The sequence below is a fragment of the Sulfurimonas sp. genome (assembly GCF_014859695.1).
Classification (GTDB): domain Bacteria; phylum Campylobacterota; class Campylobacteria; order Campylobacterales; family Sulfurimonadaceae; genus Sulfurimonas.
Map to the genome: position 1 here is coordinate 1 of NZ_JACUTS010000058.1, position 11,001 is coordinate 11,001.

The following is an 11,001-nucleotide window of genomic DNA, read 5'->3' on the forward strand; positions in this document are numbered from 1 at the left end:
CAAACCCCTCTATAGCCTTTCAAAAAAGAAATGAACTCATACAAAAAATAAAAGCCGGAGACTCTATAAGAGCAGAAGATAATCCGACGCTTGACTCATATTTCAATGAGTATATGGATTTTAAAGAGAGCGGCAATTTGTTATCTACTAAAAAAATAACTGTCTATAAATCATTTTACCGCAACCATATACCGCAACATTTGAAGTCAAAAAAGCTCAAGCAAATCACAAAAGATGATTTTCAAAAAGTAATTAATGTTATGGTTAAAAAAGGAAGCAAACCAAGCTTTATAGAAACCGTAAAAACTTGTTTCTCTCCAATCTTTAATGATGCAATAGAAAAAGGTATTATCCCTAAAAATCAAATTAAAGGGTTAAAATTCCCTGAATATGATCCAAACAAATATTTTAATCTACCAGACGATAAAGTGAAAGCTCTTTTTGACGCAATAATGAATATTGCAAATAATAAGTATAGAGTAATGTTTATGTTCTTGATAAGAGGGAGAAGAGCAGGAGAGGTTTTATCTATGCAGTGGTCGGATGTTAATTTTGAGAATAAAACTTACACAATTAGAGACTCTCAATCAAAGGTAAGAAAAAATCTTATTTTCTCGCTTGATAATGAACTAATAGCGCATTTTGAGTATTTAGATAAAAAAGAAAGCGGTTTTATCTTTACGAATCCAAAAACGAATAAGCCTTATTTTACATTTCCAATTAGTGTTTGGAACCGCATCAGAAAAAATTCAGGAATTGAAGAGATGACAATACATGATTTTAGACATCTGCTAGGTTTTACGCTCGTAAACAATAATGTACCTCTTGAGAGCATTTCAAGAGCACTAGGGCACTCTAAAATCACAACTACGCAAAGATATTCAAACCAAAAGGAATTAATGGCTAAAGAAGCCGTAGATGTGTTTTTGGGAATTATTAAAAAATGAATATTTATATCTCCCTTGGTTTCAAAAAATTCTAGCCATATATATTGTGTATCAACTAAAGATTGGATTGCACAACTGCAATAGGTAAATTTATAAAATATATCATTTAATTATGGACAAGACTTAACGAAATAGATACGTTAAAAAATATCTAATTTTTTCTGTGAAAACAGTGAAAAAAACACACTCAAAAAACACCCTTTTTTAAGGGTGAGCGAGTTTGCCATTCTGCAACACAAATTTCTACCGCAATTTATGTCACAAATAACAACTCGTTTTCTACACAAATCCAAATAATTTTGCAGCTTGAATTTTAGCGACAAATCATTATCGCTAAAAGAGAAATTTAGATAAAATTACTAAATTATGTAACAAAAAAAAGCTGGCGTAAAAAATGAAGATAGACATATTGAGTGATTTGCATTTTGACTATTACTTTAAGCAATTTAACAACTCCAATAGAGATGTAAAAAAAGTTTATGACAACTATTTTTTACATAATGACAGAGCCGTAGGTGACGTATTGGTTGTTGCCGGAGATTTAGGACATCACAATAACCAAATCCTCATTCTCTTAAAAATGATAAAAAAGATTTATGAGTATAAAGCCATTGTCTGCATTTTGGGCAATCATGATTATTATCTAGACGGACTAATTGCTAGAGATGATTATGAAGACTCATTCGCAAGAGCAAGAGAGCTCATTGATTTAATCAACTCAGAAGATGGTCTGTATTGTCTTGATGGCAATATAATCGAGATAGAGGATGTAAAGTTTGGTGGCGCTATGGGTTGGTACAGCGACGCTTATTTGAAGTATAAGTATCCCTTTGGGAATTTTCCTTTAAAATCAAATAATGAGATGTGGAAAAATTGTATGCCTGATTTTTCAATGACAGAGGGAATAGTGAACTTTGATGATCTGTATCACATTGAACTTCCAAAAATAGAGATGGTTTACAAAGAGTGCAATGTGATGATTACACATATAAACCCCTCATTTTTAAACGAACATCTATCACAAGAATTTTTAGGACAGCAAACAAATACTTTTTTCTGTTTTAACGGTCATAAGTTCTTGAGAGGAACTACAGCAAAGCATTGGATTTTTGGACACACTCATGACTCATTCTCTTATGAGTTTGCAGGTATCAAATGTCATGTGAACGCTTTTAGCGATAGAGCTGCCAAAATCAAGAGTATTGAGGTTTAAAATATGCAAAAAGACATTTGGGTTATCGGTGATGTTCATGGTGAATATGACAAGTTAATACTACTGCTGAGCAAACTTCCTAGAGATGCTGTTGTTTGTTTTACGGGCGACCTAATTGACAGAGGTGAAGACTCTGCTAAAGTTGTTGAGCTTATAATAAATAGTGGTTATTTTTGTGTGCTTGGCAACCACGAATTGATGATGATAAAGTCAGATGAAAGTAAGCAAGATAAAGAGTATTGGTTTCATAACGGTGGTTTAGAAACATTAAGTTCCTATGCTGAATTTGGTGATGAAGTTTTTAAAGCTCATATTGAATATTTCAAAACCCTTCCTTATTTCCTGTATTATGAGATAGAGGGGCATAAACCTTTGGTAGTATCTCACTCTTATATTCATCATATATGGGTAAATCAAGAGCATCTATACTCTGAAGATGATGCGGAGGATATCCTCTGGCGGCACATGAACAAAAGTGAGTATTTCAATGAGAAGAAGGAAGCTCAAAACGGTATCTTTAATATTTTTGGGCATATGCCTGTTTATAACGCTGTTATAACTAACACATACGCAATGATTGATACGGGTGCTGTTTATGAGAACAACAAATATTTAGGTACATTAAGCGCTATTCACTACCCCTCTTTGAAGGTTATATCAACATAGCAATTTTTTTTGACATTATCTCTGTTATTTGATAAAATTTTATCACAAGTGCGTGTACTGCCCATTAAATTGGGACAATATTCAAGAAATTGAACACAAGCGTGCTTAATTCTAGTGCGGCGGACATTGATTATCTGTCCTTAAAACAACTCTCTTTCGCTATCTCTTCTTCGTTTGTGAATTTTCATTTGTCGCATGTCTGCTTTATTGATAAAAGTTAAATATACTTATCCTGATGAGCTCAAAGAAAACTGATGTTTACAAGAACTGCTCCAAGGCGAGAAAGAAAACAGATTTTAGACAGGAGGTATTTTATGAAAAAGAAAAAAACTCAAATTAAAATTGACAAGAGCATGTTTGAGTTTGATCTTTTTTGGAGCATTGAAGATGGTTCGCTAATAGACATCGACACATTAATAAATGTTTACTCGCAATACTCAAATACAAAAAATATGAAAGCTCTTGTGGCACTGTTTTCAAAAGAGAAGGTTTTATCTGTTATAGAATCTCAAGATATCTTAAGCGATGAACACAAAATAGCTCATAAGATTAATATAGGCATTATTAATGGCACCACAACTGAAAATTTTACTTCAGAAAATCTGGCACCGTTCACTGTTTAATTTAAAAATATGAAAAGCATAAAGATTTAACACAATGAAAATAGACATAATTAGCGATACGCACTTTGATTTGCACCTTGATAAAGATAGTCTTGAAAACACAGAAGAGTTCTTGCAAAAAGTTTTTATAAAAACAGGTAGCAATGTCCTTATAATTGCCGGCGACTTAGGACACTTTAACTCTCAAAATATCGCGATACTAAAATTGATAAAAGAGCTGTATGAGTATAAATATATTATTTGCATTCTAGGAAACCACGACTACTATCTTATCGATAAGATACAAGAGAAGCAGTACGAAAGAGACTCCTTTAAGCGTGCAGAAGAGATGAGAGAGCTTATAAACGCTGAGGATGGGATGTATTGTCTTGATGGAGATGTTGTTGAGATAGACGGTATCAGATTTGGAGGTTGCAGCTCTTGGTATGATGGCAGTTATTTTCACAGAACATCATCCTCGTACGGACGAAATGTGATTACATTTTGGAAACAGACCATGAATGATGCAAAAATGATTAAAGGCATTGAAGACTTTTATGATATGTTTAAAATCCAAAGAGAAAAGCTAGATGTCATCTACCAACAATGCGATATTATAATAACTCATGTCAATCCTTCGATATACGACAAAGATATGCCACCCAGCAAAAGGGACGACAAAATGAACGCATTTTACTCTTTTTGCGGCGATGAATGGCTTGATAACACAACCGCTAAGTATTGGATATATGGGCATAATCACGTTAGTTATGAATATAAAAGAGATAGGGTTAGCGTAATTTGTAACGCTCTGGGCTATCCTGCACAATTAAAAGATTTTAAGATAAGAACAGTTGAAATTTAGTAATATTCTCGTTACTGATATCTTCTTGAAATTCGCTATAATTTTACCATCTACAGAAAAGTCGGAGTAATTGTAAGTCAGGGTATCGTTCCCTATGCCAGCTTTTCTGTTATGTCAAGAGACTGACGGGGTTATATACCAATATTCCAGTCTCTTTTTAAATAGTTAACTTCAAGCATCTGCACACTCCTCACATCTTGTTTTAATCCATCCCTTGCTTTTTTGTGGTACAGCGGGTTTTCCACAATTTTCACAAATATTTTCACTCTCTTCTTCCGCTTTTTCGATAAGCTCATCAATTTCTTTGCCATAAGCTCCGTGAGCATAAAATCTAAGTCCGCCGTACTTTTCTTTAACCTGTACGACCTGAATATTAAGCTCTGGATCACTATCCAATATTTTTTGGATATCTTCAGACAATTTTGAAATAAGAGGGAGCCAACCTCTACCGACTTCAAACCCAAAACACAAAAGATTATGCCTTGGATCGTATGGCGGTGTTCCGTATATCTTCGGATATTGTTCTATGATGTCTATTGCTTTGTAGCCAAAAAGTTGCTGACTGGCTTTTTCCACACCTTGACTTAAATCTATGATATAGTCAATATGCTCTGGTTCATCAACATCAGCAATAAGTCCTTGCTTCTGTTTTTCATCAAGATAGTCCGCTAGTCTTAGCGGGTTTGTAAACTCTTGTATCTCTTGAGTAATCTCTTCACTTGAAGAGATACAGTAAGTTCCAAACATCTTAACAAGCTCTTGGATCTCTTTTGGTCCTTGGTCTGTTTTTGCATTTATGATTTTTGTGATTTTCATCTTATTTTCCTCGTATAATACAACTAGAAGAGGTTGAAGTAATTGCTATCGCTGAAGTGACATCCTCTTCTAAACTATTATTGCAACCATCCCCAATTTTTAGACCAGGTTAAAGCTAATAATTTCTTGTTATGATTATGCCTTTGTAATAATTCAACAGGGCTTAAGTTGTCTAGTTTTTGGAAATGGTTACATAAACAGAGCCCAGTTTACAAATTAAGGAAACTGGGTGTTTTTTGAGTTACTCTTTAGGATAGACCGTCGCAGTTAGTGTTGTTTTATATACTGTTCCTACAAATGCGTATGTCCAGGACTCTTTAATCTTTACATCTGTCAAGTAGCCGTTACCTGCTTGAGCTTTTAGCAGTTGGTAAGCTTTCTCATGACGATCATTTATGTCAATGGGTATAAAAAGCAGCAACTGAAATCCGCTTGCAGAAGCACTTATCTCTCTACCTTTGTCTTTTGAGCCCTCATATGCTTTTGGATCAGGAGTTTCAATATAGATTGGAGTGCCGGAACACCCTGCAATAAAAAAACCAAATATCCCTAAAGAAGCAATTGCAACTATTTTTCTTATATATTTCATTCTTTTATCTCCCTTATCGCATCACCTTTGATTGTCACATCTTTGCTTGTGCCAATGATCCACCATAACCAATCTTCTTGATAAGTTACATTAACAAGCCCTGTAGCTCCAGGAACACTCTTTAGTGCATTGTCGTATGCCCTTTCAGTTCTTGAATTTAAACCCATCGGGATAAAATAGTACGCTGTGCCAAGCACTCCCAAAGAGCCGCTCGCACTTCCCTCTGCTTTTCCTAAAACTTCATATTTTTTTGGCTGCTTCGGTGCAATAGTTACATTGTGCGATGAACAACCAGACAGTATCAAGAGTGTTGCTGCTGCCGCTAGCGGCAAAACTATTTTTCTCATTTTGTATCTTCCTTTTGTTGTGATTTTATTTTTATAGCATGAGAGTGTTTTTTACATATTTACCCCCTTGGTAATCAAATATAAAAAAAGTATAGAAAAAACTATAGACGCATCTTGTCTATGAGCCTATTTATCTTTAGCAATAACCTTAAATTCGACTCTTTTGGAGCGTTCAGCATCCTCTGTTTTAGACCCATCAACATAAAGCGGTTTTGAAAAAGCCATTCCGTTTGCTCTTAGATTTGCTTCAAGCCATTTGATGTTACTTGTAATAAAAAAATCATCCAAACTGTAGCATAGCGAGAGCACATTGCTGGCTCTTTCTTGAGAGAGATGCATATTTTTTAAATAGACTTCTTTGGCATCCGCAATACTTCCCCATCCATTTGAAGTATGTCCTTCGACCCGTATCTCATCTATTTCACTTTTAAATTTAGCATTGCTTAAGACTTTTATATAGCGAGGGAAAAAATCTTGGAGTATCTCATAAAAAGCTTCTGGCACTTGTGCGCCGCCGGTTTCAAATGGTGAGTTAAATCGCATAATGTTATTTTCTGTAATAAGAGCCTGCCATTTCACTAAATCTTTGTCAAACTCTTTATGGAGCGCTTTGTTTAACTCTATTTTATAGTTCTCTTTTTCGCTAAGAAGTTGGTATAAAAAAGAGATGGAGATAAACATAAATATCATCATAAGCGCTGACATAACATCTGCTATATTGATCCAGTTGCTCTCACTATCTTGCATCTTAGAGTCTCCCGTTTGCTTCACGCAACAGTAACTGCATATTTTCTTTGACGATGTCGGTTGTCTCTTCAAGTGAGTTTTTTACTTTATCGCTTGAAGCCGTAAGGTTGTTTATAAGTTTTTGAATATTTGCTTGTTCGCTCTCTTTTGCAAGAGAGATGTGTTTAAGCTCTTTGATAATATGGCTAATGCTTTGTTCACTCTCTTGAATATGACTCTTATAGTTATCCTGCCAGAGAATCATATTTTTTACCGCATCATTTAACTGCTTAAAGTTGTCTCCAAACTGCTCGGTCAGGTTTTTGTTAAAATCTTTGACAACTTCCTCAAGCGCGTAGATAACTTCCTCTTTCTTCGTTGCTTGCGGCTTAAAGATGGAGAGTAAAATGGAAAAAAATATCCCCATGCCAGAGGTGACAAAGGCAGTTTTTAGCCCTTCAAGGAGCTGCGGCATGCTCACTTTGATGTTTGTTACATCAAAGTGATAAAGACCGATAGCTATACCTATAAAAGTTCCTAGTATTCCAAGGCTTACTATCTCGTTTTTGAAACTTCTTCCTCTGTTTTTAATGCTCTGAATAAAAAGAGCCACTATCATTATGCTGATTGTTAAAGTTATGGCATTGGTCATCATTTGCTAGATTCCTTTTTATTTGCGTAGATTTTATGAAATGTATTGACTTCATTTTGATACTTTTTGACAAGATAAGCATGTCTGTATCTATATTTAAGCGCCAAATTTGAGGCGTTATATGTCAGAAGTCTGTTGATCATCTCTCCAAACTCTCTTTTGAGTGATGGATAGTTCGTAAAAAAGACAGGCATCGCTGGTAGGTGACTTCGTATCTCTTCATGTCTATGGTTTAGTTGCTCTAACTTCTCAAGCAGAAGCTTCTCTTCCTCTTTGAGTGACTCTACAGGGCGCTCTTTTCCAAACACTTTTTTGTTGATTGCTTTAGATAAAAACCATCCAATAGCAAAAACAACTACGCCCCATACTCCGCCAACACTCACGCCAAAGAAACCGACAATCCCAATGACGATATAAACAAGCACAGAGGAGATGACAATGCTTACAACTTTCTCTTCAAGCACTGCACTTGAATCTTTTTGCAAGATGTTATCTTCAATATTTTGAGAAGCCGTCTTTAGCTTGAGCGTCCATTTACGGTACTCTTTTAAAAGTTTATCTAGCAGTGTTATCTTTGACATACTTAACCCAAAAGCTCTAAAAAGAGAAATATCCCTGATGCACCTAAAGCACCTTTTGCAAAGGAGTTTGCTCTCTTTTTTTGTTCACTCAAAAGTGCATGAAATTCCTCATCAGATAAGTCATCTTTTTCAAGCCCTGCTTCTTTGAGGTTTTTGATCACCTCCTTATGTGCATGGCTCTCTATCATTGCGTCATATTGCGCCTCTGTTGCGCTTTTCATACCTTTGAGTTTTTCTACTAGTTCTTGCATGTTTAACTCCTTTTTATGTAATTGTAGATATTTAGTTGGACTTATTTTGTCTATTTAGTAACACTTATTGTTTATCAGGTATTTTTTGCCAAAGCTCTAAAAAGTAGTTTTTATACTTGATAGCTAAAGCGCTGTTTTGTATGATGAGTGTGTTTTCATCGTTTGTGCTATTGCCTGCTTTTGTGAAGTTCATGGAGCCGCTTACGATGAAGCTGTCATCTACAATCATAGATTTGCAGTGCATTTTGCCGCCAAAGTTTTCAACTTTGACCTCTACGCCTTCTTCTCTTAGCTTTTTATGCATGGAGTACTTATTGCCTGCGGCACTTGCATCTAAGATGACTTTTACATCAACCCCTCTCTTCTTTGCTCTTATAAGCTCATGTGAGAGCTCTTTGTGGGTGAGATAAAAAATAGGTATAAAAATATACTCATTGGCATTTTGAATAAGCTCTTTTATCCCCTCTTCGTAAGTGTTTGATTTTGGAGAGAAGTAAACAGAGATTATGGAATCCTCTGTTTTTATGCGCTCATAACCTCTTTTGTTCTTTTTTTTGGAGAACTTTTTTTCATCAAACATCTCATCAAACTCCTCTTGATAGAGTGATACAACTCTTTTATCGTCGGTTGTTACGGCGTTGTTTGCATTGTAGCCGCCCGTACCCGTATCGCTTATGTTTGCCGAGCCGCTCCAAAGAGTTTTTCTGTCGATGATAAAAAATTTGTTATGCATAATGTAACTTTTACCATCACTCACAACGCTAAAATGTTTATAGAGTGTATGTGTATCTGTATAGTAGTTATTGCCATGTGAATCACTATCGACAACCGCTTTTATAGTAACGCCTCTTTTTTTTGCTCTTATAAGTGCTTCTAAAACAGCATCTTGTCCTCTAAGTCCATAGATAGCAAAACTGATCTCCTCTTTTGCATCATCAATAAGCACTAACAGCTCTCTGCCAAAAGATGTGTTTGTGGCACTAGAAGGCAAAGGACTCGGCACATGCACAAAAAGCTGCTCTTTTGCAATTAGAACAACTGCAAAGAGTAAAAAGAGAAGTCTTTTCATCTCTGCTCATCTTCTGCTTTTTTCTTTGCATACTTTGCCAAAATAAGGTCTGTGGTTGTAAGCAGTTTCTCTTTTTGGAGAAGTTTTTCTTCTTGCGTAAGTGGCAGCTTGACCTGTTTTGCTTCCTCTATTTTTATAGCCTTTTTGAACTCTTTAGTGCTTAGCCTTTTTAGCATCAAGATATTGAGGCCAACTATTAGCACGATTAAAAACCATTTTAAAAACAGCAGATAAAGTATGCTCTCTTTGTTGGATATTTTAAGCACGCTAAAGAGATCATTATAGACACCCATTATTATCAAAACAAGCCCGACAGAAACAAGAAGCGTGATGATCTGCTTTTTAAACTTTTGCCATAAAATGTAGTAAGTGCCACTTCTAAAGATAAAACCTAACATCGTTGTTTCCTCGCTAATTTTTTTACTGAGGAAATTGTAGGGATTTGTTTAGACATATTTAGTCTATAAATAAATATTAATGACATGCACTAAGTAGCAGATTATGGCTGTAACCATAATTTTTAGCTATAATTTTATATACCCATCCATAAAAGGATAAAAATGCTGCAAAATCTTAAAGAGTATCAACAGAGTTATCTAAGAGTGTTAGATACAAACTACAAAAGATATATACACGGCGTAGTAGATTTCAACCAAAAACTCATCGGCATAATTGGAGCTAGAGGAGTTGGAAAAACGACTTTTTTACTTCAGTATCTAAAAGAAAATGATTTACCACTTTCAAAAAAGCTCTATTTTAGTGCAGATGCCATAGATTTGGATTCACTCTTTGATATAGCATTTGAATTCTCTAAAGAGGGTGGAGAGCTTCTCATCATAGACGAAATCCACAAATATAAGAACTTTGAGATAGAGTTAAAAAAGATATATGACATGCTTAATCTCAAAGTAATATTTAGCGGTAGTAGTGCCATAAGGTTAGATCACTCAAAAGGAGATTTGAGCAGAAGAGCATTGCTCTACCACATGAAAGGGTTATCTTTTAGAGAGTTTATAGAGCTTAAAAAGTCCATAAAACTACCCACTTTTACAACACAAGAAATATTTAGTAACCATATCGATATAGCTTATGAACTGGGTAATGATTTTAAACCTTTTGAGTTTTTTCAAGAGTACCTAAAGTATGGATACTATCCTTTTTATTTTGAAAATGAGCAAAGCTATCTGCTCAAACTCCAAGAGACAATAAACACTGTTATAGAGGTTGATATCCCCTCCATCTTTCCCATAGAATACGACAGAATCATAAACTTAAAAAAACTTGTCCGTTTAGTGTGCCAATCAAAGCCTTTTAAAGTCAACATAAAAGAGTTGTCCACAAAAATAGGCATAAGCGACTACCAAACACTCTACAAATACCTAGAGTATCTCAAAAGAGGAAAGATTTTAAATCTCTTAAGAGCCAAAAGTAAAGGAGACTCTATCTTTGTAAAGCCCGATAAAATCTATCTTGCCAATACAAATCTACACTATAGCTACTGTAATCAAGTGGAAATCGGCACTATAAGAGAGGTCTTTTTTATGAGCATGTTTGATGAAAAAGATATAACACTATCAGCAAAGGGCGATTTTAGTGTAGAAGATACTTTTGTTGTAGAAGTCGGCGGAAAAACCAAAAGCTATAACCAGATAAAAGATATGCCAAAGAGTTATATCG

General features: G+C 35.0%; 15 protein-coding genes. 6 read left to right on the forward strand and 9 right to left on the reverse strand.

Features of this window, described 5'->3' with window-relative positions:
* The 5 genes from IBX42_RS09245 to IBX42_RS09265 all read left to right on the forward strand — a co-directional run.
* Positions 1-947 (forward strand): site-specific integrase (locus tag IBX42_RS09245; RefSeq protein WP_294932093.1); only part of this gene is annotated, 947 nt, incomplete at its 5' end.
* 394 nt (positions 948-1,341) lie between these two features.
* Positions 1,342-2,160, forward strand: coding sequence for a metallophosphoesterase (locus tag IBX42_RS09250; RefSeq protein WP_294932096.1), 819 nt, complete (start codon positions 1,342-1,344; stop codon positions 2,158-2,160).
* Positions 2,161-2,163: 3 nt separating this feature from the next.
* Positions 2,164-2,826, forward strand: coding sequence for a metallophosphoesterase (locus tag IBX42_RS09255; RefSeq protein ID WP_294932099.1), 663 nt, complete (start codon positions 2,164-2,166; stop codon positions 2,824-2,826).
* A gap of 314 nt (positions 2,827-3,140) precedes the next feature.
* A complete protein-coding gene (locus tag IBX42_RS09260; RefSeq protein ID WP_294932102.1) occupies positions 3,141-3,449 on the forward strand; it encodes a hypothetical protein in 309 nt (102 codons plus the stop codon).
* A 34-nt stretch (positions 3,450-3,483) separates the two neighbouring features.
* Positions 3,484-4,293 carry a metallophosphoesterase gene (locus tag IBX42_RS09265; protein WP_294932105.1) on the forward strand — a complete coding sequence of 270 codons (810 nt, stop codon included), beginning with the start codon at positions 3,484-3,486 and terminating at the stop codon, positions 4,291-4,293.
* A 171-nt stretch (positions 4,294-4,464) separates the two neighbouring features.
* Here IBX42_RS09265 and IBX42_RS09270 read toward each other — a convergent pair whose 3' ends face one another.
* The 9 genes from IBX42_RS09270 to IBX42_RS09310 all read right to left on the reverse strand — a co-directional run bounded on the left by IBX42_RS09270 (position 4,465) and on the right by IBX42_RS09310 (position 9,722).
* Complete coding sequence (locus IBX42_RS09270) at positions 4,465-5,109, reverse strand: hypothetical protein (RefSeq protein ID WP_294932107.1); 645 nt, start codon at positions 5,107-5,109, stop codon at positions 4,465-4,467.
* 241 nt (positions 5,110-5,350) lie between these two features.
* On the reverse strand, positions 5,351-5,698 hold the full coding sequence (locus tag IBX42_RS09275; protein WP_294932110.1) for a hypothetical protein: 348 nt from the start codon (positions 5,696-5,698) through the stop codon (positions 5,351-5,353).
* Positions 5,695-6,045, reverse strand: a complete 351-nt coding sequence (locus IBX42_RS09280; protein ID WP_137014410.1) for a hypothetical protein — start codon at positions 6,043-6,045, stop codon at positions 5,695-5,697. Before IBX42_RS09280 ends, IBX42_RS09275 begins: the two co-directional genes overlap by 4 nt.
* Before the next feature lie 126 nt (positions 6,046-6,171).
* Positions 6,172-6,792 (reverse strand): OmpA family protein, encoded by a 621-nt coding sequence (locus IBX42_RS09285; protein ID WP_294932115.1) that lies wholly within the window; start codon positions 6,790-6,792, stop codon positions 6,172-6,174.
* 1 nt (position 6,793) lies between these two features.
* On the reverse strand, positions 6,794-7,426 hold the full coding sequence (locus IBX42_RS09290; RefSeq protein WP_294932117.1) for a hypothetical protein: 633 nt from the start codon (positions 7,424-7,426) through the stop codon (positions 6,794-6,796).
* Positions 7,423-8,004, reverse strand: a complete 582-nt coding sequence (locus IBX42_RS09295; protein ID WP_294932120.1) for a hypothetical protein — start codon at positions 8,002-8,004, stop codon at positions 7,423-7,425. The genes IBX42_RS09290 and IBX42_RS09295 overlap by 4 nt, the downstream gene beginning before the upstream one ends.
* A 2-nt stretch (positions 8,005-8,006) precedes the next feature.
* The gene (locus tag IBX42_RS09300) at positions 8,007-8,255 is read right to left on the reverse strand and encodes a hypothetical protein (protein ID WP_294932123.1); all 249 of its coding nucleotides are present in this window, start codon (positions 8,253-8,255) and stop codon (positions 8,007-8,009) included.
* 64 nt (positions 8,256-8,319) lie between these two features.
* Positions 8,320-9,324: a phospholipase D-like domain-containing protein gene (locus IBX42_RS09305; protein ID WP_294932126.1), complete on the reverse strand. Its 1,005-nt coding sequence runs from the start codon at positions 9,322-9,324 to the stop codon at positions 8,320-8,322.
* Positions 9,321-9,722 (reverse strand): hypothetical protein, encoded by a 402-nt coding sequence (locus IBX42_RS09310; protein WP_294932128.1) that lies wholly within the window; start codon positions 9,720-9,722, stop codon positions 9,321-9,323. The genes IBX42_RS09305 and IBX42_RS09310 overlap by 4 nt, the downstream gene beginning before the upstream one ends.
* A gap of 162 nt (positions 9,723-9,884) precedes the next feature.
* Here IBX42_RS09310 and IBX42_RS09315 point away from each other — a divergent pair.
* Positions 9,885-11,001: AAA family ATPase (locus tag IBX42_RS09315; RefSeq protein ID WP_294932131.1), on the forward strand; the 1,117-nt coding region annotated here is incomplete at its 3' end.